Here is a 25,885-nt window from a genome sequence, read left to right as displayed (position 1 = left end):
CCAATAACCTTTCATAGCTTAAGACTGGACAACAAAGCATAATATAATTAATCTTTGACAGAAGTAGCCACTTTATTTTTTATGGCATATGTCATCTTTAAATCGTTTAATACATTTAGAGCCTCTTCCACATAAACGTCTTTTGCCAAAGCCAGATGCCAACGCTCACGCTTTTCTTTTAAGACAGAGTCTTTTTGCATTAAATTTTTCTCATATGGTAATGATGAAAATGTAAGGTCTGTTTTGTATTCAGATAACTGATCAAAACGTTTTGCTTCCTCTTCGTTTAGTTCCATTTCTCTTTTATAATCATCATAATTTAAAGAGTAAATTTCACGGTCTCTAATCTTTTTCACCCATCTAGCATTAGCTTCAATAAGCTTTAATTGCTCGTTTGCTGCCATACGTGCTTGACTTTTACTAATGGTAGTATCATAATCAAAATAATTTCCCCACAGTTCGTAATCTACAGATTCTATTTTGTCCCAAGGTAATGGGTTTTCTAAATCCTTCTCTCCGATATCAATAAAACTATAACGGTCCGGAACTACAACATCACTTTTTACTCCTTCAAGTTGAGTAGAACCACCATTTATTCTATAGAATTTTTGTGTCGTGAATTTTAAGGCTCCCATATCTCCGTTAGAATTGTTTCTCACCATACGGTTAAGATCCAAAACATTCTGAACCGTTCCTTTTCCATAGGTCTGTTTACTTCCGATAATGATTGCACGCTTGTAATCTTGCATCGCAGCGGCTAAAATTTCGGAAGCTGAAGCCGAAAGTTCATTGACCATGATTACCAATGGACCATCCCATACAATTGATTTATCAGTATCTTTTAATACTTCTTTAGGCTCGCCTGTAGTTTTAACTTGTACTACTGGACCTTCTTCAATAAATAAACCAACGATGTCAACTACAGTTTGCAAAGAACCACCACCATTATTTCTTAAATCTAAAACCAATCCCTGGATGCCTTCTTCTTTTAATCTTTCAATTTCTTGTTTAATATCTGAAGCAGCATTACGTTTATTGTAATCTTCAAAATTGATATAAAATTTAGGTAAGTTGATTAGTCCAAATTTCTTATCATCTTTAATTACAGTTGAAGATTTTGCGTAGGTTTCTTCAAGCTCTACCACATCTCTTCGAATCGAAATATCTTCGATTGTACCATCAACTTTTTTTAAGGTTAAGGTAACAACGGTTCCCTTTGGACCTTTTATAAATTTAATGGCATCATCTAAAGGCATTCCAACAACTTTAACACCTTCTTCCTCGCCTTCTTGTCTTACTTTAATAATTTGATCACCGACTTCGAGCTCATTGGCCCTCCAAGCAGGTCCTCCACTTATAATTTCGTTTACCGTAATAGCATCCATCTTCTTCTGCAATCTGGCTCCAATACCTTCAAAATTACCAGACATGGCTACATCAAATCTTTCTTTATCCTCTGGTGCAAAATAAAATGTATGTGGATCAAATTCCTCTACGATAGCATTAATATATACCGCAAACCAATCGTTTCTATCTCTATCGTCAATAAAGTCATAAAGTTCGTCTAATGCTTGTTTGGTATCTTTTCTAGCTTCAGCCTCAATTGACATTTCATCTTGTAACTTATTTTCATTATCACCAGCAACATCGTCATAATTGGCGATCGTAGAAAACTTAAGTTGTTTTCTCCAACGCTCTCTCATTTCACGTTTATTTTTTACGTAATCTAAACTTTCGTAATCAGTAGAGAATTCTTCATCTTGCGTAAAGTCAAAAGGTTTTTCTAAAATCTCTGAGTAGATTTGTTTAGATTCCTCGATCCGCTGCAACAGCCTTTCATGCGTTAAGTTGAAAAAAGCTATATCGTAATCCTTGAGTTGATCATCTAACTGATTTTTATAAACCTCAAATTCTTTGATATCCGATTGATAGAAATACCTTTTAAATGGATCTATTTGATACAAATAATCTTCGAACACATTGGTTGAAAAATCGTCATTTAATTCTTGTGGATTAAAATGCCCTTGATCCAATACATAGGTGATTAATTGTACCAACAATTTATCTTTATCCGGATCATCAAATGTTTTACTGGTAAAACTACATGAAGCAAAGGCTATGAGCAATGCCAGCAACAAAAATTTATAATTCCCTTTCATATTTCCTTATTTTTTAAAATCTAATTTGGAACAAATTTGTTTTTGTCTAAAATAGAAGAAAAAATCGTGCCATAAAAAATCACGGCACTAATTTTTTGTTAAACCTGAATTTACGCTTGTTTGAGATGCTTTTTAGTATTTTTGTGAAGACAAATAACCATAGCCCATATGCCAAAACGACCTTTGATTTTAGTAACTAACGATGACGGAATAACAGCTCCAGGTATAAGAACTTTAATTTCTGTAATGAATAAAATTGGCGATGTTGTTGTAGTAGCACCAGATGGCCCTCAGAGTGGAATGGGTCACGCCATTACCGTTAATGATACACTTTACTTAGAAAAAGTTGACATAGATGGCAAACAACCTGAGTACAGTTGTTCTGGAACACCTGCAGATTGTGTAAAATTAGCCGTCCGCGAAATCCTCGACAGAAGACCTGATATTTGCGTATCTGGAATTAATCATGGTTCTAACTCTTCCATCAATGTGATATATTCAGGCACTATGAGCGCTGCATTAGAAGCTGGTATTGAAGGCATCCCTGCCATTGGATTCTCGTTATTAGATTATAATTGGAATGCCAATTTTGAACATTGCAAAACCTATGTAGAAACTGTAACAAGACAAGCTCTTAAGCATGGTATGGCCAAAGGTGTTGTACTCAATGTGAACCTCCCAAATATTGAAGAAAAAGAGATCAAAGGCATAAAAGTCTGCAGGCAAGCACGCGCCAATTGGGAAGAAGAGTTTGACAAGCGTACCAACCCAATGGGTCGTGAATATTATTGGCTTGCGGGTAAGTTTGTAAATATGGATAACGGTGAGGACACCGATGAATGGGCATTAGAAAATGGCTACGTTTCAGTTGTTCCCGTTCAGTTTGATATGACGGCTCATCGTGAAATACAGAATTTGAATACGTGGAATTTAAATGGTAAAGACGCTAATTAAATGACAAAATATAATGTTCGCTAAATCCGAAAATGCATGAAATATTATTTAATTGCTGGTGAAGCGTCAGGAGATTTACATGGCTCCAATCTCATGAAAGCGCTGTTGGAAGAAGACAGTGACGCAGACATTAGGTTTTGGGGAGGAGATTTAATGCAAGCTGTTGGTGGTACTTTGGTGACGCACTATAAAGAGCGTTCTTTTATGGGTTTTGCTGAGGTGATTCTCAACCTTAGAACAATTTTGGGGTTTATAAAATTCTGCAAATCTGATATTGAAAAATTTCAGCCAGATGTGATTATTTTTATCGATAATTCAGGCTTTAATTTGCGTATTGCTAAGTGGGCCAAGCAAAAAAACTTTAATACTCACTATTATATTTCTCCTCAAGTTTGGGCATCAAGAGCAGGACGCGTTGAAAAAATAAAACAGAATGTAGATGAGATGTATGTGATACTTCCTTTTGAAAAGGAATTTTACAAAAAATACAACTATGATGTACATTTTGTTGGTCATCCGCTCATTGATGCCGTTGCAAATAGACCAAAAGTTTCCGAACAACGATTTAAAGAAAATTATCAACTAAGCAACAAGCCCATTATTGCTTTATTGCCCGGAAGCCGCAAACAAGAAATTACCAAAATGCTCGGTGTGATGCTAAGTTTGGTTAATGAATTTAAGGATTATCAATTTGTAATCGCTGGAGCGCCGAGCCAGGATTATGAGTTTTATCAAGGTTTTATTAAGCAGAATAATGTAAAATTTGTTGACAATAGAACTTACGATTTGCTAAGTCTTTCAACTGCAGCTTTAGTGACTTCTGGAACTGCAACATTAGAAACTGCCTTGTTTAAAGTGCCGCAAGTGGTCTGCTATAAAGCAAATGCTATTTCATATCAAATTGCCAAGCGAATCATTACGTTAAAATTTATTTCGCTCGTAAACCTAATTATGGATAGAGAAGTGGTAACGGAATTAATTCAAGGAGATTTGAACAAAAACCGACTAAGAAAAGAATTAATTGCCATTTTAGATACTAAAAAACGTGAACAATTGTTTTTAGATTATTATGAACTGGAAAAGAAATTAGGTGGTAGAGGTGCTAGCGAACAAACTGCCAAGTTGATTGTTTCGAAAATCTCAAATTATAAAACCTAAATGCCAAAAGCTATTTTATTATCGAAAAGGATTTTACCATCTATACTTTTAATTTTAATGGTAACCAGCTGTAAGTCTAAAAAGACATATTCAAGTAGTAAAAGACAATCTGCTCCTACCATAAACGTCAGCGCACCACCAAAGGCTTCTAAGATTGCCAAAAACATTGTTGATGAGGCTAAAAAATTTGAGGGCACTCGCTACAAATACGGTGGTACAACCAAACGAGGTATGGACTGTTCTGGTCTAATTTACACCAGTTTTGGGGAAAACAACATTAGTATGCCTAGAACAACCAAAGACTTAGCCACACATGGAGATTGGGTAGATTTAAAAGAAGTCAATGTTGGGGATTTGGTGTTTTTTGCCACCAAAAAAAACAGCAGACGCGTTAACCATGTAGGTATTGTTACCGATGTGAGAACTGGAAATGTTGAGTTTATTCATGCCTCAAGCAGTAGAGGTGTGATGCTTTCGACTTTAGCGGAAAAATATTGGTATTTCGCTTTTGTACAAGCGCGACGCGTTTTATAACACTTTTTTTCTATTTTAGTAACTCATATTCATGAAGTTACTCAATTTTACCATCATAAAACTTTGTCTATGCCTAGTGTCAGGCATTCTTATTGGGCACTATTTTGTGTTGGATTTTAATCTTATTCTAAGTATTACAATCGGTTTAACCACATTGGTCGGTCTACTTTGGTTCTTCCGTAGATCCAAAATTGATAAGAATATAGCTTTTGGATTGTTGGCATATATTGTTATGACCTGTATTGGTGCTGTTGTTTACAATATTCAAGATGAGACATTGAGCAAAAATCATTATTCAAACATTGAAGCGTTCAGTAATAGATCACAGCACATTACATTTAAAATAAGAGAACGTTTAAAACCTGATTTGTATAATTCTAAATATATAGTATCTGTTGTTGCTTTTAATAATAACGATACATCAGGCAAATTGTTGATTAACATCAATCATGATAGTTTAAAGTTTGAAAATTTTAAGGTTGATGACGTTTTTTCTACTTCGGCAATTCTTCAAAAGATTCAAAAACCATTAAATCCGCATCAATTCGATTATGCCGAATATCTTGAACTCAGACAGGTTCATCATCAAATGTATCTCAATCATTCTGAATTATTTCCGATGTCAAATTCAAAGTCAACTATTTATGGTTTTGCAGATGCCCTTCGGAGTAAAATAAATTTAAGATTGATTGAAGCTGGTTTCAAAGATGATGTTCTTAGCATTATTAATGCCTTGCTTCTCGGTCAAAAACAGACTATTGATAAAGAAATTTACAACAACTATGTCGATTCTGGGACAATACATATTCTAGCAGTTTCTGGCCTTCACGTTGGTATTATCCTGTTGATTCTCAATTTTTTATTTCGTCCTTTACTATATATAAAATATGGTCACTTTTTAAGGCCATTTATCATAGTAATTTTGCTTTGGTGCTTTGCCATAATTGCTGGTTTATCTCCTTCTGTGACGCGAGCTGTTACAATGTTTAGTATTATCAGTGTTGCGATGCATTTAAAACGACCGACGAATATTTATAATACATTGATCATTTCTGCTTTTATAATTTTATTATTCAAGCCTACATTTTTATTTGAAGTCGGGTTTCAAATGAGTTATCTCGCAGTTTTGGGCATCGTAAGTGTACAGCCCATAATTTATAAACTTTGGAAACCTAAATGGTGGCTAGTAGACAAATTCTGGCAAATATTTACTGTGACATTGGCAGCTCAAGCTGGTGTGGTGCCAATTAGTTTATTTTACTTCCATCAATTTCCGGGACTATTTTTTATTTCGAACTTAGTCGTGATACCGTTCTTGGGCTTAATTCTTGGCTTTGGCATCTTTACAATTACGCTTGCTCTAATCAACTTTTTGCCTGAATTTGTTGTTGATTTTTATAGTTATGTTATAGAAAGTTTAAATGGCTTTATCGCTTGGGTAGCTCAGTTTGAAGATTTTCTGTTTCGCGATATTCCGTTTACTATAATGCAGGTTATTCTGGCCTATCTCATCATTGTAGCTATGGTTCAAGTTTATAAATATCGAAATTTTAAGTGGACTGCCATTGCTTTATTCGCCATAATTGGGTTTCAAAGCTTATGGATTTACGATGCTTATTTTAATACAGATGAGGAATTTATTGTTTTTAATAAAAGTAGATACTCTATGATTGGGCATAAACAGCATTCTAAATTAACATTGTATCACAATCTGGACACCATAAAGTTGAAGTCAGATAATGTAATTAAAAACTATAAAGTTGGTGAACAAATGGAGAGACTAACAATGGATAGTTTGCATTCTGTGTATCAGTTTAATAACCAAACAATGTTGGTGATTGACAGTTTGGGCGTTTACAAAAGCCTATCATTTCAACCCGAATATATATTGCTTAGAAATTCTCCAAGACTAAACATCAATCGGCTTATAGACAGCCTAAAACCAAAGCATGTTATTGCAGATGCGAGCAACTATAAATCTTATGTAAAACGTTGGAAAGCGACCTGTAAAAACAAAAAAATCCCATTTCATCAGACCAATGAAATGGGAGCTTTTATTTTAACAAAATAACTTCTTACTTATCCTTTAAAACTAGGCTTAAAGGCTTTAAAATATTCATTAAATTGTTCTTGTGTTTTCATCTCTTTGTACTTATCTGTTTTAAAAAGTCTTAAATACAACTCTAACTGCTGTGGCTTTAAGTATCCAGAAATTGGAGTTATAAAATTAGCCTCTTCATCAAAGAATGCCATGGTAGGATAAGCTCTAACTTTTAAGTAACGCGTAAAATCGTGTGGACTATTACGACGGTTTGCTTTCGCAGGATCGTAATTGGGATTGCTAAATGTTTTGTCTTTATAAGTTACTTTAGAATTTCCTTCTGCGTTAAACTTTACGGCGTAGTAATTTGTATTAATATAATTTACCACATCGGGATTTTGAAATGTGTTTTTATCCAACATTTTACAAGGTCCACACCAATTGGTGTAAACGTCCATCATTATTTTTTTAGGCTCCTTTTTTTGAAGGGCGACCGCTTCCTCTAAAGTGACCCAATTAATCTCTTGTGCTATTGCTGTCGTAGTAAATACAATAACAAACAGTAGGCTTATTGTTATTTTTTTCATCATAATCGATTTGTTGCAATTCTCGTACCGAACTTACAAAAAATGCTCCTTTTCAGGAGCATTTTAGTTTATTTTAACGGATTGGTTATCTTATTCCGTGCATCATTCTTATAAGCGTTCTGTTTAAAATTAACATTATAATTCCTGCTCCTACAGGTATTGCTGTAAAAATTAAAAAGAAGGTGCTCATACCATATTCTTCAACAATAGGATCAATATAACTACCTGTCCAACCTGCAGTTAAATTAGCGATAAAATTGGCAACGAACCAGATACCGAACATCATTCCTACTAACTTTAACGGTGCCAATTTACTTACGTAAGAGAGCCCTACTGGCGAAACACAAAGTTCACCAAGCGTATGAAATAAGTATGCCAGTATCAAGAAAATCATACTAACTGAGGCAGTCTTGGCTCCTAACGGAATTCCCATAGACCCATAAGCCAAAATTCCAAAACCTAGTCCTAATAAAATTAATCCTATAGCAAATTTCACTGGACCTGTTGGATTGTATTTACTCTCCCATACTTTTGAAAACAAAGGAGCAAAAGCTATAATAAAGAAGGAATTTAAGATTCCAAACCATGATGCTGGAACTTCTGATTCTTCAGAAGTAAATTCTTTTTGCAACATCCAAATCACTATACCCCAAATTATAACAAAGCTTGTTCCCAATAATAAATTTGATAATGCGAATTTTGAAAAGGTTTGTTTAAATAACATCAATAAAACCCATGTTATTATAAGCATTGGGACGACAGTAAGCAATGTATTGACAATTTTGAAAGTTGTAGCTCCGTCACCTGTTAAAAGACGATCTGTATAATCAGCAGCAAAAATGGTCATAGAACCACCCGCTTGCTCAAAAGCCCACCAAAAGAAAATTGTGAAAAACGAAAATACACCGATTACTTTAAGTCTATCTGCTGTAATTTTTGATTTTGAAGCATGGTCTGCCACTTCTTCAATAATATCTTTTGTTTCTTCTACTGAGTCTTCAATTGCATCATCAAAGTCTTGGGTTCCTTTTGGAGATAAACCGATTCTTCCAAATATCTTCTGTGCAAAAAAGAATTGTAACATACCGAAAAACATGAATATCCCAGCTAAACCAAAGCCATAATGCCATCCAACTTTTTCGCCAATATAACCACATAATAATATTCCTAAGAATGCACCAGCATTTATACCCATATAAAAAATAGTATAGCCAGCATCCTTTTCTTTTCCTTGAGATTTATACAATTGACCAACCATGGAAGAAATATTTGGCTTAAACATTCCATTCCCTATAATTAAAAGTCCTAATCCAATATAGAAAAATGAATCAGCCGTAACTTCCAATGCCATAGATGCATGGCCAAGAGTCATCAAAAATGCACCAATAACCACAGCATTTCTGTAACCTGTGAATTTATCTGCAATAAAGCCACCAATAATCGGTGTGATATAAACAAGGCCTGTGTACCATCCGTAAAGGATCAAAGCTTCCGAGCGTTCCCAGCCCCAACCACCTTCACCTAAAATGGCAGCGGTTAAAAAAAGTACGAGTAAAGCACGCATTCCGTAATATGAGAAACGCTCCCACATTTCAGTGAAAAACAGTACAAATAGTCCTGATGGGTGACCTAAAACGGTCTTTTGATTGGTTGCCGAACCTCCAAATTTAAATTCCATGTGTAATTATTTAGTTAGTAGTTAGTTTAGCCTTTTATTTCAGATGACTTTTCTTCTTCCTTTTTTCCCATCTCTCTTTTATCCCCTAAAGTTTCGTGTATAAAATTGGTCATCTTTTTATATAAATGAAGTCTTGTATTGCCTCCGTAAATTCCGTGGTTTTTGTCTGGATAAATCATCCATTCAAATTGTTTGTCAGCTTGAATTAAAGCTTCCACCATACGCATAGTGTTCTGTAAGTGTACATTGTCGTCTCCTGAGCCGTGAATCAATAAAAAGTCACCTTCTAATTTATCAACGTGATTGATTGGCGAATTTTCATCATAACCACTTGGATTTTCCTGAGGTGTAGTCATATAGCGCTCCGTATAGATGGTGTCGTAAAACCTCCAACTGGTTACTGGTGCAACTGCAATTGCCATTTTAAAAGTATCATTACCTTTAAATAATGCGTTACTACTCATAAATCCTCCATAGCTCCAGCCCCAAATACCTATTCTATCTTCATCTATATAAGGTCGATCACCCAATTTTTTCGCTGCTTCGATTTGGTCTTCTACTTCATATTTGCCCAATTCATTTTGAGTCACTTTTTTAAAGTCAGCACCTTTAAAACCAGTTCCTCTTCCATCCACACATGCAATTATGTAACCTTGTTGTGCTAACATTTGATACCAATAGTCGTTAGAACCATTCCAACGATTGGCCACTTGTTGCGATCCCGGACCAGAATATTGAAACATAAATAAAGGATATTCTTTATTCTCATCAAAATCGGCAGGTTTTATCATCCACATATTTAAATCATTACCATTAATATTTATGGTACTGAATTCCTTCTGTGACATTACATAATCACCCATTTTCTGGGACAATTGATCATTATCTATAATACTCTTTACAACATCTCCAGATTTTGCGTTGTTTAGTGTATATTCAGGTGGAGTAGTCGCACTAGAATGCGTATTAATGAAATATGTAAAGTCCGTACTAAATGAAGCATTATTGGTCCCTTCCGTTTTAGTCAACCGTTTTTTATTTTCACCATTCAACTTTATGGAATATACGTCTCTGTTAATGGAACCGTTCTCAGTTGATTGAAAATAAATTGTATTGGCATCTTCATTAAAACCGTAATAATCGGTTACTTCCCAATTTCCTTCAGTCACTTGGTTAATTAACTCACCTTTTTTATTATAGTGGTAAATATGATTATATCCATCTTTTTCACTCGTCCATATAAAACTATTATCCTCTAAAAAGGTCAAATTAAAAGTGACATCGATATAAGCTTTGTCTATTTCGCCGAGCACCAATTTTGATGACATTTTATCCGTATCGATAAACCATAAGTCCAATTCGTTTTGATGACGGTTCATGTATTGGACACTCAACACATCGTCATCCTTGGTCCACTTAAGTCTTGGAATATAAAAATCCTCGTATGCTTTATCTACTTTTAATTCCGAAAGCTTTTTGGATTCTAAATCATATATATGCAAAGATACTTTAGAATTAATTTCGCCTGCCTTTGGATATTTAAAAACTTGTTGAGTTTGGTACAAATCACTACCAAAAACATCCATTGAAAATTCCGGCACTTCGGTCTCATCGAACCTTATGAATGCTAATTGGTCACTGTCCGTACTCCAATCAAAAGCACGTACAAAACTAAATTCTTCTTCGTATACCCAATCCGTAATCCCATTGATAATTTTGTTCTTTACGCCATCATTAGTGAGTTGCTCCACACTTCCTGTTTTTAAATCCTTTACGTAGAGATTGTTGTCATAACCGTAAGCGATTTTTGTAGCATCAGGCGATAATGTTGGTTCTTGAACCATATCGTCTGAGACCTTAGTTACTTTTTTAGATGCTATATCGTAAACGTAATATTCACCTAAAGTAGAGCGTCTAAAAATAGGTTTTGAATTGGTTGTAAGAATTAATTTTGATTCGTCTTCACTGAATTCATAATCAAAAAAACCTTGAATCTCCGCTAGATCCGCAGATGACACCAAGGTTTTTACCTTTTCTAAGGTTTTATAATCGTAAAGGTCTATAGTTGAAGTTCTGTTTTGCCTATCAATATTTAAAACTGAATACTGTTTACCATTGTTCATGGAATGTAAGGCCTGCATGCCTTCAGTTCTAAATTGTCCTCCCCAGATTTCTTCAAGTGTAATCTGTTTATTTTGAGCAGTTAAGGACGCAGTAATCAAAAAACCAAAAATGGCTACAAAAAGTTTCAATTTCATAAATTTTATTTTTCAATATAGCAAAGCCAAGTTTACTAAAAATTATGCAAAAAACGGTTATTATTAACAGCAAATCGTCAATAATATCAGTTTAGCAACACATTTTATGCCAATCATAGTATCTTTGTTTTGATTAAACAAAAATAAAATGCCCAACCCTATTACTGGCTTTTCAAAACTTACTAAATCGCAAAAGATTGAGTGGCTTTTAGAAACCTATTTTACCGAAAAAGAAACGGCGAGAAGCCTTGTCCAAAACTATTGGAATACGGATCAAAAACTTCAGAAGTTACATGATGAGTTCATAGAAAACACTATAACCAATTATTATTTGCCATTGGGTGTTGCACCTAATTTTTCAATCAATGAAAAGTTATATGCCATTCCTATGGCCATTGAAGAAAGTTCGGTTGTTGCTGCAGCAAGTAAAGCCGCAAAATTTTGGTTGAATAGAGGCGGGTTTAAGGCTGAAGTGATTTCGACTGAAAAAATAGGACAAGTACATTTTATTTATGATGGTAATTTTGAAGAATTGAAAAGTTTTTTTGAAACCATAAAACCACAACTTATAAGAGCAACCGAAGCCATTACAAAAAATATGCAACGCAGAGGTGGTGGCATTTCAGATATCGAATTACGTGATAAATCCAATGACCTTAATAACTACTACCAACTGCATGCCACATTTGAAACATTGGATGCAATGGGTGCAAATTTTATTAATTCTTGTTTAGAACAATTTGCAACAACATTTAAGAGTGAAGCCAAACGGTTATTAAAGGGTGAATTGGATATTGTAATGAGCATTTTATCTAATTATGTACCTAATTGTTTAGTCCGAGCAGAAGTAAGTTGTCCGGTCTTGGACTTGAAAAGTAAGGATATACCAAACCCTGAATTGTTTGCACAAAAATTTAAGCAAGCGATAAACATCGCTGAAATTGAATCCTATAGAGCAGTCACGCACAACAAAGGTATTATGAATGGTATCGATGCAGTGGTTTTGGCAACAGGTAATGATTTTAGAGCGGTCGAAGCGGGTGTGCATGCATATGCTTCAAAAAGCGGAAAATATTCAAGCCTCACTCATTGCACAATTGACGATGGTATATTTAAGTTTTGGATGGAAATTCCACTCGCTCTAGGTACGGTTGGTGGACTAACAAGTTTACATCCTTTGGTTAAATTCTCTATGGAATTGTTACAGAAACCTTCGGCTAAAGATTTAATGAAAGTAGTAGCTGTTGCAGGATTAGCTCAGAATTTTGCCGCAGTAAAGTCCCTGACCACCACAGGAATTCAAGAAGGACATATGAAAATGCACCTAATGAATATTCTCAATCAGTTTGAAGCTACCGAAACTGAAAAACAGAAACTGATTCAACATTTTAAAACTAATGTTGTTACTCATAGCTCCGTGGTGGAAGCTATTGAGGAAATTAGAAAATAATCTTTTTTAATTCAAAAATATCAAAGCGGTAAAAACATATCGAAGTAACGGAAAATTACTACTCACGAGTGAGTACGTAGTCTTAGATGGCGCAAAGGCGTTGGCCTTGCCAACTAAGTTTGGGCAAAGTCTAACTGTTGAAGCTGACGATTCCGAAAATATTAAATGGAAAAGTTATAATGACTTAGGAAAGGTTTGGTTTGAGGATGAAATTTCAATTGATGACATCAAAATACATGCTCATAAAAGTCAATCTCGCAATGAGATTTCAGACAGGTTAATTCAGATATTAAGAGCAGCACGCGAATTGAATTCAGAATTTTTAATCAACAATCATGGTTATACTGTTACCACACGACAGAATTTTAATCGACTCTGGGGTTTGGGAACCTCTTCTACCTTAATCAATAATATTAGTAATTGGGCTAAAGTTGATGCCTATCAACTTCTTGAAAAAACTTTTAGTGGCAGTGGTTATGATATTGCTTGCGCGCAAAACGATGCTCCAATTACCTTTCTACTAAAATCTGACTGCTCTAAAATAGTTTTACCTATCGATTTTAATCCAAAATTTAAAAATCAACTCTATTTTGTTTATCTCAACCAAAAGCAAAATAGTAGAGATGGTATCGCTGCATATCGAGATTTAGGCAAAATCGACCAAACTATAATTAACGACATTAGCGGTATTACTGAAGGAATTATTGCTTCAAAATGGCTTTCAGAATTTAATAAATTAATTGACAGACATGAGACTATCATTTCAAGATTGATTGGTCAGGAAACTGTAAAGTCAAGACTTTTCAATGATTATGATGGGTCTGTTAAAAGTCTTGGAGCTTGGGGTGGTGATTTTGTTGTGGCGACTTCCGAAGTTGATCCAACTTCATACTTTAAATCAAAAGGGTTTAAAACTATCCTCCCTTTTGACGAAATGATTCTTGTCTAATCACACCCAATTACAGAAAAAACACATACCGATATAGTTTTTAAAAGAAAAGGCTTTACATTTCTGTAAAGCCTTTTTTTAAATTCTTCTAAAACTGGTTAATAAACCGTCTTAGCTCTATTATCTTCAATTTCGGCAGCTTCTTTTAAGGCATTATATACTTTACCTTGTACTGTATTTTTTCTTGCTGTGCTCAACCTATTCATTATAGCACTGTAGTTATCCAACTCACTCCCACTATTAATTTTTGTGACCTGCAAGACATATACACCGTTTGAACCGTCAATTGGTTTGGACGTTTCTCCTTCTTTTAAACCAAAGGCAGCACCAACAACTTTTGGTTCTACTCCTGCTCCAGAAAGTGTTGTACTTTTAATTGAAACAGCAGAAGCCGTTTTAACAGTCTGATTTTGATTTTTCGCGATATCTTCTACGCTTGAAGCTGAAATTTTATCACGCAATAGTTTTGCTTTCTTTTCTTTTCTTATCTCTGGTAATGCTGTAACAGAAGCATCCTCAACATTCATCAATCCCTTTTCGTTTTTCTCAACCAATTTAGCTACTACAAACCCAAAACCTGAAACTGGAAATTTTTTGTAATCTCCAACTTCTGTATCCTCATCAAAAGACCAACGTACAATCTCTCTTTGGCTTCCTAAGCCTGGAATATTTTCGTCTAATTCTTTAAATGTAATTGGTTTTACCGTTAGTTCACGTTCTTTAGCTAATTCTGTAAAATCAGCATCTTTAGCTGCTATTTCAAATTTAGACATTCGATTAAATACCTCCTGAAGGGTTTCATCAGATGGCTCTATTTCATCAGCAATCGTAGCCACTTTAACAGTTTTGTTAAAGTTGGTTTGGTCTAAAATTTCAATTACATGATAACCAAATGATGTTTCAACTACATCAATATCACCTTTATTGTTATCAAATGAATAGGACCTAAATTCTGGTGCAAATGAATCATTATATGCAAATTCAATTTCTCCATCATTTTCATTACTTACTTTGTCAGAAGACAATTCTAATAAATCAACAAATTTTGAACGGTTAGCTTTTATAACACCCAAAATGCTGTCTGCTGTTGCATTAGCCTCAGCTCTTGTTCTGTTGATTGTAGGATCTGCACTACTCGATCCTGCATATGGAATTAATATGTGGCGCACCTTCACAGAATCCGGTAATCTCTCAGTCGCAACAACCTTAGATAATTTGTAATACTCACCATCCTTATAAGGACCATAATACTCACCAACATTCATATTCATTAATGTATCCTGAGCTGCTGCTGGTAATTGAGATTTTCTTAAAAACGCATCATTGTATTTTACATCTGAATTTGCGTTGACAAATTCTTCTATATTATCAGTAGAACTAAAACCAGAAATTGTATCTGTATTTTTCGTATTTACGTTGTACTCTGCTCTGTCATTTTTTAAGCTTATAAGCCTATTTTTGATCGCATCCTCGTCAGCTTTTGAAGCTTCTTCTTTAAATTCTACGTAAACTATTTCTCTTGTTGCATCTACTTTGTATTTGCTTTCGTGATTTTCTACGTATTCTTTAATTTCGCTTTTAGAAACCTTTACCAAACTATCCGAAATACTTGCATATGGTAATTGCACATACTTAACATCTACAGTCTGTGCATCTCCCATATAATCATTTTTGGCCTCTGCAATCGTTGCACCCACACCAGCCTTAATCATGTTGTAATATGTTTGTTGAAGCGCATTAGTAGCAATTGCCTGCTCGTTTGTAGTCCAACTGTCATAATTAACTTGAAAGTTAGAAAGCGGCACTGTTTCTGGTGAGACCTCTTTTAGATTCGCTATAAAAGCGTTTAAACGATTGACATCGAAATTGCCATTCTCGTCCTGGAATTCCGGATATGACGAAAAGCTGTTTTTCAACAGATTCCTCATTTCATCCTTTTCTACTGACAATCCTACTTTCTCAAATTCAGAATCTAAAATAATTCTACGCAATTCTTGATTGTAGATGGCATTCATGGCTTGAGTAGAAGATTGACCACCACCAAAACGATCTTGGTAATTTTTCACTTTTAGCATGAAATCATTTCTTGAAATGTCTTCGCCGTTAACGGTTGCAATCACATCCTGCGGTCCACCCGAAAAAGCTGTCGAATTTCTGAACAAATCTCCAATTACAAAAGCAAACAAAGCCATTGCAATAACCAAGATTAACACTAACGAGCGTTGTCTAATTTTATTTAAAACTGCCATTTTACTGTTTTTATTACGTGTAAATAAGTCTGCGAAAATAGTATTTTATATCAAATAATGAAAGTTGAAAAGTAGTTTTTATCTGAGGTGCTCAAGATTAATCAACTTCCAAGATTTTTAGCAGGACCACATCGATTTTTGTAGATGAAACTTCCTCGATTGTAAACTTAAAATTATTGATGGATACATCCTCTTGTACTTCTGGTATACCCTCTTTTGAATTCACGATTAACCCACCTAAAGTTTCGTAATTTTCACCTTCTGGGAGGTTGAGCTTGTAAGTTTCATTAATATAATCCACTTCCAAACGCGCAGAAAACCGAAAAGTTTTATCATTGATTTGCTCCTCAATCATTTCTATGGAATCATGTTCGTCTTCAATTTCGCCGAATAATTCTTCGATAATATCCTCAACAGTCATTATGCCAGATGTACCTCCATATTCATCTATGACTACTGCCATACTTCTACGTTTTTTAGTCAAGATATTTAAAACATCTTTTATGAGAATAGTTTCAGGCACAAAACCAACTGGGATTAAAATAGATTCAATTGTTTGTGGTTTTTTAAAAAGCTCGAACGAATGTACGTAACCTTGAATGTCGTCTATATTTTCTTTATAAACCACTATTTTGGTCCTTCCTGTTTCAACAAATAATTGTCTTAAATTTTCTATAGAATCAGAAATTTCCACCGCTGTAATTTCGGTACGTGGCACCATCACTTCACGAGCTTTCACTTCGGAAAATTCCAACGCGTTCTGGAATATCTGAATTTCACTATCTACATCGTCGTGGTCTTCTACAGATTCCATTTGTTCACTGATATAGTTGCCCAACTCTACTTTAGTCATTGCTAAAACAGCATCTTCGCCAGAAGCTTTAAAAATGTATTTTAATACAGCATCGGACATCCAAATGACCAAATCCGATATAAATGAAAATATAAGATGAAAGATATAAGTAGGAAATGCTAAAATTTTTAATAATGAATTGGCATAAATCTGAAAAAATACTTTTGGAAGAAATTCGGCCGTAATTAAAATTACCAAGGTCGAGATAATAGTTTGCGTTAACAGCTCTAAATTAACGAACATATAAGTTAACGTAGCGCTGTCTGATGGCAACATGGATTGGAACCAACGCACCAAAACATCACCCATTTTAAAACCATAAATTACCAACGCTATATTATTGCCAATAAGCATGGTGGCAATATATTTTGAAGGTCTTGCTGTAAGCTTATCCAGAATTCTGCCTAAAAAATCGCCTTGTTTTTTTTCAATTTCAATATGAATTTTGTTGGACGATACATAAGCTATTTCCATCCCTGAAAAAAAGGCTGAAAGTAAAAGCATTACAATGATTATGACTATATCTAGCGTCATAAATTATTGTTTTTTATTGCGCTCTTCAATCTTTTTTCTGAAACGCTTTCTAAAGAAAAACATAAAAATGGCAAGTGCAGCAAATAGAAGTGACATATATGCCCTATTTCTATCTACAGACCAATTGGTAACGGCATCCCATAAGAATAATGCCGCAAAAATGATATAAGCGTATTGAAAGAATTTTAAAAGTTTCATGCGTTAGCTGTAGAATTATTTGAGGACAAAGATAATCAATTATCCACTTCTATAACTCCACTAGTTTCTAATACTTGACGTTTCTTTAAGTCTTTATCAGAATCGAAACCTGTTCCTCTAAGATTGGTGGTGGGTCTTTTAAAGTAAAAAGGCTCGTTAGTAAACACCCATTCTAATTTTTGGTTGTAGTAAAGTTGCTCTGTAAACAAAGTGTCTTTTTCATGAGTAGCGACTCTTACATTACCTTGCAAATCAATAACGTCTGTATCTGAGTAGAATATGGCGTAATTGGCCAATATGGTAGTCTTGTTGTTGTTCTCGTCATAAATCTTTAACTCAATACCATCTGGAAATTCTGAAAACCCAAAATCCCGATTAGAATAATCATACATTTTTGGACTGATAAGATTGGCGAGAAGTTTTACAACGGTATCATTATATTCGGTGTACTTGAGGTCTATATCCTCTGCCTCACCTATGGGCTGATTTTGTAAAATTCCTATTTTTTGAACTTTATTAAAATTGTCTTCACATGAAAAAAACATAGTCACAACTATTGCTGTGACTATGCTTTTGAAAATATGTATTTTAAAAAAGTTCATTCTTTTTAGTTAGGTACTGTAATCGAGCGGCCGATCCAGCATCCTATCTGAATGGTTTTCCCACCCATTGTAGAACTAAATATATCTGCTTTACTAGGCGCACTAGCTTCATAACTTGCAGCTGCTTTATTAGCGTTAGAAGTTAATCTACTATCTACACGACCAGCTTTTCTAGCTTCATTTGCAGCTAACCAGAATACAGCTCTTTTGTTAAAGTTAGTGTCTCCACAATTGTTAGCACTCTTAGCATACATTTGCGCTATATAAAGATAAGGTGATCCGTCCGAAGGATTAAGCTCAAGTGATTTCATAAAATACTGTCTTGCCTTACTATAATTTCCTTTGTCCATAAGTTCTCCTCCCAATTGCTTATACAATCTAGCCTTCTTTAAAGGATCTTGTTCCAATTGTATAGTTTGGTCAAAATACTTCTGCTCACCAGTTATAGTATATAAATAGAATGCCGTGTTACCACTTGGTGCTATATTGTTTTTCTGCTCAACCAACTTTAAGAATAAAGGATCGTCTTTACAACCTTTTTGGTACATTCTGTCCATAGCACGTTGTAACCAAACAGCATCATTCTTAAATTGCTCAAAATCTTTTTCGTACAATGGCACCAACACTTCACAGTTGGCTCTCTCACCAATTTTTTGGTCCATACCTGACTTTACAGACTCAAAAGCCCCTAAGTTTGCTTCATAATTAGCTTTGTACTTACCTTCTTTCTTTGTCAATTGCGTACCAGCTTCTTCTTTTTCTAGTAGTTTATTCAGCTTTTCGATATAATCTTTTTCTGTACCTTCAATAAGCTCCATAACATCATCATACTTATCGAACATTTTTTGAGCATCGTCTGGCGACTTTGCACCTGCATCAAAAATATCTACAGCCAATGAAAAATAGGTATAAAGTCCTTTTGCACTTGTGAAATTTTTAGGATCCTTCTTATAAGCCTCATCGAACATATTATAGACCTGTTGATCAGTCATGTTCAATTCATCTTTATAAGAATAAGCTAATTGCGCCTTTTCCACCAACATATCACCTAAAGAATATTTAGATGGGTAATGCTCATGACTCTGATCGTATAGCAACATTAAATCTTTGATAAATGCTACTTGTTCTGCACCAGAGCTATTTTCAATTTTATGTTCTAAAATATTATCTCCGTAAGCATAAATTGCTTGATTGAATTTTGGGCATTTTTCACGTACAATTTTCCACGGTCCATAAGCATCATCGTATTTTTTGCTTTTGTAATAGCTATCAAAAATAGAAAGGTTATTCATGCACTCTTCATCTTGTTGTGCAAACCCCATGTTGAAACTCACAAAAAGTGCGACTAGCAATATTGTAATTCTCGTTTTCATCGTTTTAGTTTTATATTAGTTATATTTTCTTTTCTGGAACCATCTCGAGTTCAAAGATAAACTTAGATTGAAATTTATAAAATTCTCTTGTATTAAATTTTGCTTCTTTGTACCTCTCTGTCCAAATTCTAACCCTAAATTAGCATTAGAAAACAGACTTCGGTTTCCAACTGGTAATCCTAGTCCAAAAGATATGCCAAACTCATTAATTGGTTCATCTTTTATTACGAGACCTGTATTTGCAAAGTTAAATCCGGCTCTATACACCACACGGTTAAAATAGCCTGAAAACGCATTATAATCAGGGATAAAGAATCCTCCAAGAGCTATTTGATGCGATTTTTCATAAACCGTAATGGCATTATTAAAAATTGGATTAGAAAAATTTCCGGTATTGATAACAGTATATTCAGCTCCAGCAAACCATTTTTTTGGTTTTCCAAGACCTGCGCCAACTGTAACTGTAGCAGGCAGGGTCAACTCTGTGTCTCTTAATCCTCGAGATTCCAAATCTACATCAATTGTATTTCTAACTAATTCGTCCTCGTTCTCATTGTTTATTACGACTGTCGAAAATGAACGTTGATTTTGGGAAGATAGTCTTGTTTCAGGCGCATATGTTGCCGTAGCCGAAAGTTCTAACGTTTCGGTAACCATAGTCTTATAAGAAAGACCGAAGTTAAAATTAAGTCCGCTCAAGTCGGATCTATTGTTTTCTCGTGTTTGATATTGCACAAGCTCTCCTTCGTCGGTATAATCTACAGCAATAGCTTTGTTTTCTACTCTACCAAAATTATAGCTCACATCCATACCTGCGCTTAGATTTGGCGTGATCTGATAACCCAACCCAGTAAACACACGGTTAACACCACCTTCACCTCGGTATCTGTTTTCTAAATTGCCATCGTCATTAAAATCTTCTAACTTGTAACCAACTGAACTGTAAGGCAATAGACCAAATCCAAATCCAAATCTACCAATTGGAACTGAAATTGCGATATAATCAAACGTAGAGCTTCCTCCACTTGCCTCCCCTGAGTTACTTTTGTAAGTGGCACTAGTCGTTGTACCTGCTACAGCGAACTTTACCGGCCTACTTTCACTATCAAATGGTGGCGCCTCAATATTTTTTCCGGCGTAAGCTGCAGGATTTCTAAGGTTAACGTGAATACTATCTAAATAGATACTTAGTCCACCCATACTGCGATTTTCTACAGTACCTTTAAACTTGAGACTACCAATACCATAAAAAGAATAGGGAGACGATGTTCCTTGCTGTGCATAGCAAAATGAACCTATAATTGTAATGCAAATTACAATGAGTCGTTTTATCATTATTTTGAATTATATTCTAGAATGAAATTCAATCCTTCCAATAAGAAATTTGAATTGGCAAATATGCTATTTTTTAATTGGTTTGACAAAAATTTAGCATCTCCGCCTGTTAAAATAACTGTTAAATCTGGGTATTTTTTTAAATATTCATCAATTACGCCATCAATTTCTTTTATCGCACCAGTTACAACACCAGAATGAATCGACGTTTCAGTCGTGTTACCAATAATAGATTTTGGCTGATGTGTCTCTAATAACGGAAGATTGGCAGTTAAATTATTTAAAGTACGATAACGTAGCCTAATACCTGGTGAAATTGCACCGCCTAGATATTCGTTCTCTTTTGTGATAAAATCGTAAGTTATGCAAGTTCCTGCATCAATTATGAGTACATTTCTATCATTATATTGCTGTACCGAAGCGCTCACTAAAGCTATACGGTCTACACCTAATGTTTTTGGTGTCTTATAGGAATTTTTAAATGGAAGTTTGGTGGCGGTATCTAATTCTAAAATTTCTAGCTTTTCTTTGACTAGCTTAACGTGCTGTTTTGATAATCTACCTACTGAAGAAATAATACAATGTGTTAGATCTGGATATTTTTTGTGATACGATTTAAATCGGTTTTTGAATTCTATAAGCTCAAAAGCGATTTTATCTAAAAGTTTTCCATCTTTAAAAATAGCAAACTTTACAAAGGTGTTTCCAACATCTACAATAAGATTCATAAGATAAAAGTATGATGCAAATTTATAAAATCAAATTTTACAACTTTCCTTTTGTGAATAATAAAAATGAATATATATTTGCATCCGCTTTCATAAGCAATTGGTGCCTTAGCTCAGTTGGTAGAGCAAAGGACTGAAAATCCTTGTGTCCCTGGTTCGATTCCTGGAGGCACCACCATCAAAAACCCGATTCACTTGAATCGGGTTTTTTGGTTTTTAAGGGACACTAATAGGGACAACAAAAGAATTTTACTTGATAATGATTAAAGGCATTTTAGCGTTTTAATGTAAAATGCCCAGTATATGTTTTTCCATTCTGACGCTCTAATACAAACCAATAATCATTACTCGGTAGTTTATTACCATTCAATGTACCATCCCAGCCAAAATCACTAGGTTGTAATTGCTTGATAAGTTTCCCGTAGCGATCATAAATTGATAATTTATTTAATGGCTCTCTTGCTGAATTTTTTATTTGCCAAAAATCATTTGTACCGTCACCATTTGGTGTGAAATATCTTGGGTAATTTAAGAGGTAAACATCCTGAGTTACTATACCGCAACCATTTTTATCCCTGACATAAACTGTATATTCATCAATTGGTAACCTATCGAATATACTTTCGTCTTGATAATTTATACCATCAATTGAGTATTCGTAATCACCATTGCCTTCAATAAATACAGATATAACATTATCAGTCTGAGACCAATCTACAGTTTCAATATCTGTTATTATTGCAATATCAGATATGCTTACGGTAATTGTTTTTTCTACACTACAGATCAGATTTCCATAAGTATTGGATGCCGTAACCGTATATTGACCTGGCTCGTCTACAGTTATAACTCTAGTTGTCTCGCCTGAAGACCAACTGTAATTGTCATAACCCTCATCGGCTATGATCTGCACATCACTGCCCTCGCAGATAGGCCACAAATCATTCATTAATAATACGGGTTGCTCATTTACTATAAGGTCAAACGAGGTGATGGAGTAACAATCTTTGTTATTATTGTTTTGAATACGTGCAAAAAGCGTTTGCGGATTTGAGGTATTAACAAAATCCAACGATTGGGGTTCTTGTCCAATTTCAGCATCTTCAAAGTTAAGATGGAAACTTATTTCGCCATCCGTTGGTGATTGGCCATTTAAAATAGCATCTGACTGAACAGATAAATCAAACATTTCAACACCATCATTTTCAGCATCATCACAGATATATAAATTATCTGGTTGATAAGCAAGAGGCATGTAGTTTACTCCCAATTCAAATGAAGTGATTTCGTAACAATGATGATTATCAATATTGTGAATCCTTGCAAAAATTGTTTGAGAAGTGGAATTGACAGTCAATACATTTGGCAAAGCATCAATATTGTTTTCAGCTTTGTCAATAGTTTCAAAATATCGAATCTCAAATTGAGATGATGATTGTCCATTCAACATCTGTTCATCGTATTCAGATAAGACAAAGATGTGTTCGCCATCATTAGAAACATCATCACATACAAAGTCGTCGGTAATAGCGTTTGCAACTGGTTGTTGTGTAACAACAAAATTTACTGTGGTCTCATCATAACAACTGGTACTCAATACGTTTTCTACCCTTATGGTAATAGTTTGGGATTCTGATGTGAATGGATCTGGAAGCGGACTAGGTAATGTATTTCCATTTTCATCAAAATAGCTTACCGACATACCTGACTGACCATTTAGGACTAAACTCTCAATATTTGAAGTATCAAAAGAAACTGAGCCATCATTATTGTTGTCACACTCTAAAAAATCTGACATTGGATATGCTACAGCCGCAGCATCAACTACAAAACTCAATGTAGTTTCATCATAACAAGCTCCGTCAGGGTCTTTGGAAGTGGAATTTATGACTCTGGCAATAACATCTTGCGTGGATGTGCTAAAGGGGTCTGGTAACGGACTTGGTAGGGCATTGCCCAATGCATCATAATATTCAACTGTCACATTGTTCTGTCCGTCTAATATTTCAGTTTCAATGTCTGAAGTGTCAAAGTCATACAAACCGTCACCATCAGCATCGCATTGTTGGTCTATTAAAACAGGATTTGCTATCGGTACTTTTTCGACATTGAGTGTAATATGGTGTCCCAAGCCCAAACAATCATTATCCAGTTCACTATCCACCCTTACGTATATATCTTGATTGTTTGGATAGCCCATATTCTGATAGTTTGAAATATCGTCAATAGCATTAATCTCAGATAGTGCATCTGAGAGGTTTCTGAAATAAGTAACACTTAATTGTTGTCCACTAGGGAACATGGCTTCAATTTCAGAATTGACCGAACTAAAATCGAAAGATGCTATGCCATCCGTGGTATTTGCTCCATCATCACATTGATAAAATTCCCTAGTAAAAGTATTGGGAATCTGAGTCGTTGAAACCACTAGATTCACTTGTGATATCGCATAGCAACCGTCAATATTTTCTACTCTTGCCCAAACGGTATCCAAACTCACCACTTCATTTGGATAGTCTGTAATATTATTAATAGCATCAACTTCGTTTTCTGCATCTATATGAGATTCGTAATAGGTAATCGTTTCATTGAGATGGTTCACAGATATTTCGGCATTAGCTTCGTTAAGATTGAATATGCTAAAACCGTCCAAGTCATCATCGCATTGTCTAAGTTCAACAACTGGTGTAACTGTTGGTGTTTCATAAACCGTAATTGTTTTGGTGTCAACGGAACTCTGCGCTCCTGAAGTTACCGTTAATGTCACTTCGTAATCACCATGGTTTAAATATGTATGGGAAGGGTTTTCTTCTGTAGATGAATTGCCGTCTCCAAAATCCCAAATCAATGTATCGTAAGACTGAGAGATGTTTGCATTAAAATCAGTAGCATCACCTTGGCAAACCGTGTTGGCTTGAAAACCCACAAAGAAGAAAGATTGAATAAACGGCGGAAGACCAAGTTGAGATTCTCTTCCATCTAAATAAATGGCATCGGTTACATAATTACACCCAGTACCAACGATATTTGGATCATTGATTGCATCTAAATACTCAGAATTATATGTTGCCACATAAATTTTACCATCAGGTCCTAATTGCATACCTGCGTATTGAGTCCCAAAATTGTTTGAAAGAATTATGCGTGAATCTATGATATCCATATCCGTTCCCGCATCCAAATTAAACTGATAAATTTGACCTTGACTCATACTGCTGTATAACAATTTACTGTTTGGCGAGAACTCAATGCCATATGGATTGTGATAATTATCAGTAAATAATAAAAGTGGATTAGAAACTATACCCGTTGAATTATTAAAATCATATAACTCAATATGTTCTAAGTCACCAGATCTGGCAACAGCAACTTTAGTACCATTTGGCGAAATCTTTATTTGCCCTCTAGAGCTTTGAAGCTCGGCAACAATAGTACCAACAGAACTGATAACTGGTGTAGCATTGACTCCAGTTGCTGTAACTTCATAAGCCATAAAATTATTGCTATTATATTCATGGCTCAATACCCAATATCCACTACCAGCAAAGTTTTTAATGGCTGTTAGCTTTTCGGTTGTTGGTGTGTGCAAGAGTATATTTTTATTGCTGGTAATGGCACCTAATCCTCCCTCTAGTGTCATGTCAACTTCTGAATACTGGATGCCATTAGCAGGACTTGAAGCTTCATCTACAGTAAAAATGTAATAGATATTAGGGTCATTTGGCTTTGGTACTATAAGTGCAGAGTGTGTACTTGAAGGATGCCCTTTTAAGCCTGTACCGTTTACCATGACAGAATGATTTTTATTCCATACCGTTATACCGTCGGAATAAAAAAGTAGGTTGCCATCACTATCTGAAATCGTAGAACAACCCTCTAAAGTCGCCAATTGCCCATCTGTTAATACCACAGGGCTACCAGAATTAAAATCCAAACCTGCATTATTACCAAAGTACCAAATGTTGGCTTCGTTTTGAGCGAAGCCAATATTTGATAACATCAGTATTAATACAAGTAAGCAAAATTGCTTCATGACATTTATAGTAAATTTGGGTTTACCAATCTAAACCGAACTCATACTCCAGATTGATATTCTCTTCTTGGATGGTAATAGAATTGGGTTGCGAATCTACAAAATTTGTGAGCGGAATCAAACTTTGAAAAGGTGGGCCTAACATTATATCTCCCACATTACCTTGGGTAAAGTATCCTGGAGGCACCACCATCAATAGCCCGATTCTAATG

Annotated in this window: 19 protein-coding genes and 1 tRNA gene; 7 read left to right on the top strand and 13 right to left on the bottom strand. The window is 34.9% G+C overall.

Annotation, left to right across the window (positions count from 1 at the left end; translation table 11 throughout):
- Positions 1–47 precede the first annotated feature (47 nt).
- Positions 48–2,159, bottom strand: coding sequence for a carboxy terminal-processing peptidase (locus HM983_RS02320; RefSeq protein ID WP_179343732.1), 2,112 nt, complete (start codon positions 2,157–2,159; stop codon positions 48–50).
- Between the two features lie 168 nt (positions 2,160–2,327).
- Between HM983_RS02320 and surE the strand changes: the two genes are divergently transcribed.
- From surE to HM983_RS02300, 4 genes are read left to right on the top strand one after another with little or no spacing between them, the layout of a single operon-like run.
- The gene (surE, locus tag HM983_RS02315) at positions 2,328–3,113 is read left to right on the top strand and encodes a 5'/3'-nucleotidase SurE (protein WP_179343730.1); all 786 of its coding nucleotides are present in this window, start codon (positions 2,328–2,330) and stop codon (positions 3,111–3,113) included.
- 36 nt (positions 3,114–3,149) lie between these two features.
- Entirely contained in the window at positions 3,150–4,271 is a 1,122-nt protein-coding gene (lpxB, locus tag HM983_RS02310) for a lipid-A-disaccharide synthase (RefSeq protein WP_179343728.1), read from the top strand.
- Positions 4,272–4,805 (top strand): C40 family peptidase, encoded by a 534-nt coding sequence (locus HM983_RS02305; protein WP_179343726.1) that lies wholly within the window; start codon positions 4,272–4,274, stop codon positions 4,803–4,805.
- 31 nt (positions 4,806–4,836) lie between these two features.
- The gene (locus tag HM983_RS02300; protein ID WP_179343724.1) at positions 4,837–6,876 is read left to right on the top strand and encodes a ComEC/Rec2 family competence protein; all 2,040 of its coding nucleotides are present in this window, start codon (positions 4,837–4,839) and stop codon (positions 6,874–6,876) included.
- Between the two features lie 8 nt (positions 6,877–6,884).
- Here the strand turns inward: HM983_RS02300 and HM983_RS02295 are convergent, their stop codons facing one another.
- From HM983_RS02295 to HM983_RS02285, 3 genes are all read right to left on the bottom strand, one after another.
- Positions 6,885–7,436, bottom strand: a complete 552-nt coding sequence (locus tag HM983_RS02295) for a thioredoxin family protein (protein WP_179343722.1) — start codon at positions 7,434–7,436, stop codon at positions 6,885–6,887.
- Between the two features lie 82 nt (positions 7,437–7,518).
- Positions 7,519–9,111, bottom strand: coding sequence for a peptide MFS transporter (locus HM983_RS02290; protein WP_179343720.1), 1,593 nt, complete (start codon positions 9,109–9,111; stop codon positions 7,519–7,521).
- A 26-nt stretch (positions 9,112–9,137) separates the two neighbouring features.
- Positions 9,138–11,369 (bottom strand): S9 family peptidase, encoded by a 2,232-nt coding sequence (locus tag HM983_RS02285; RefSeq protein WP_179343718.1) that lies wholly within the window; start codon positions 11,367–11,369, stop codon positions 9,138–9,140.
- Positions 11,370–11,517: 148 nt separating this feature from the next.
- On the opposite strand from HM983_RS02285, the gene HM983_RS02280 reads away from it, so the two are divergent.
- Together HM983_RS02280 and HM983_RS02275 are read left to right on the top strand one after the other, a co-directional pair.
- Positions 11,518–12,819 (top strand): hydroxymethylglutaryl-CoA reductase, degradative, encoded by a 1,302-nt coding sequence (locus tag HM983_RS02280; RefSeq protein WP_179343716.1) that lies wholly within the window; start codon positions 11,518–11,520, stop codon positions 12,817–12,819.
- Between the two features lie 19 nt (positions 12,820–12,838).
- Positions 12,839–13,768 carry a GYDIA family GHMP kinase gene (locus HM983_RS02275; RefSeq protein WP_179344076.1) on the top strand — a complete coding sequence of 310 codons (930 nt, stop codon included), beginning with the start codon at positions 12,839–12,841 and terminating at the stop codon, positions 13,766–13,768.
- Between the two features lie 98 nt (positions 13,769–13,866).
- Here the strand turns inward: HM983_RS02275 and HM983_RS02270 are convergent, their stop codons facing one another.
- From HM983_RS02270 to HM983_RS02240, 7 genes are all read right to left on the bottom strand, one after another.
- Positions 13,867–16,017 (bottom strand): peptidylprolyl isomerase, encoded by a 2,151-nt coding sequence (locus tag HM983_RS02270; protein ID WP_179343714.1) that lies wholly within the window; start codon positions 16,015–16,017, stop codon positions 13,867–13,869.
- A gap of 97 nt (positions 16,018–16,114) precedes the next feature.
- Positions 16,115–17,404 (bottom strand): hemolysin family protein, encoded by a 1,290-nt coding sequence (locus HM983_RS02265; RefSeq protein ID WP_179343712.1) that lies wholly within the window; start codon positions 17,402–17,404, stop codon positions 16,115–16,117.
- Positions 17,405–17,407: 3 nt separating this feature from the next.
- Positions 17,408–17,602 carry a hypothetical protein gene (locus HM983_RS02260; RefSeq protein ID WP_179343710.1) on the bottom strand — a complete coding sequence of 65 codons (195 nt, stop codon included), beginning with the start codon at positions 17,600–17,602 and terminating at the stop codon, positions 17,408–17,410.
- Between the two features lie 35 nt (positions 17,603–17,637).
- Positions 17,638–18,204 carry an LPS export ABC transporter periplasmic protein LptC gene (gene lptC / locus HM983_RS02255; protein WP_179343708.1) on the bottom strand — a complete coding sequence of 189 codons (567 nt, stop codon included), beginning with the start codon at positions 18,202–18,204 and terminating at the stop codon, positions 17,638–17,640.
- A gap of 5 nt (positions 18,205–18,209) precedes the next feature.
- On the bottom strand, positions 18,210–19,577 hold the full coding sequence (locus HM983_RS02250; protein WP_179343706.1) for a tetratricopeptide repeat protein: 1,368 nt from the start codon (positions 19,575–19,577) through the stop codon (positions 18,210–18,212).
- 15 nt (positions 19,578–19,592) lie between these two features.
- Complete coding sequence (locus tag HM983_RS02245) at positions 19,593–20,912, bottom strand: hypothetical protein (protein ID WP_179343704.1); 1,320 nt, start codon at positions 20,910–20,912, stop codon at positions 19,593–19,595.
- Positions 20,912–21,640 carry a type III pantothenate kinase gene (locus tag HM983_RS02240; protein WP_179343702.1) on the bottom strand — a complete coding sequence of 243 codons (729 nt, stop codon included), beginning with the start codon at positions 21,638–21,640 and terminating at the stop codon, positions 20,912–20,914. The genes HM983_RS02245 and HM983_RS02240 overlap by 1 nt, the downstream gene beginning before the upstream one ends.
- 102 nt (positions 21,641–21,742) lie before the next feature.
- On the opposite strand from HM983_RS02240, the gene HM983_RS02235 reads away from it, so the two are divergent.
- Positions 21,743–21,818: transfer RNA gene (locus tag HM983_RS02235), tRNA-Phe, on the top strand.
- A 96-nt stretch (positions 21,819–21,914) separates the two neighbouring features.
- Here HM983_RS02235 and HM983_RS02230 read toward each other — a convergent pair.
- The gene (locus HM983_RS02230) at positions 21,915–25,640 is read right to left on the bottom strand and encodes a T9SS type B sorting domain-containing protein (protein WP_218841800.1); all 3,726 of its coding nucleotides are present in this window, start codon (positions 25,638–25,640) and stop codon (positions 21,915–21,917) included.
- A 55-nt stretch (positions 25,641–25,695) separates the two neighbouring features.
- Complete coding sequence (locus HM983_RS02225; RefSeq protein ID WP_179343698.1) at positions 25,696–25,866, bottom strand: hypothetical protein; 171 nt, start codon at positions 25,864–25,866, stop codon at positions 25,696–25,698.
- Between the last annotated feature and the right edge of the window lie 19 nt (positions 25,867–25,885).

Source organism: Winogradskyella ursingii (assembly GCF_013403975.1).
GTDB lineage: Bacteria > Bacteroidota > Bacteroidia > Flavobacteriales > Flavobacteriaceae > Winogradskyella > Winogradskyella ursingii.
Note: the sequence above shows the minus strand (reverse complement) of the source record. Positions and strands in the feature narration are given on the sequence as shown.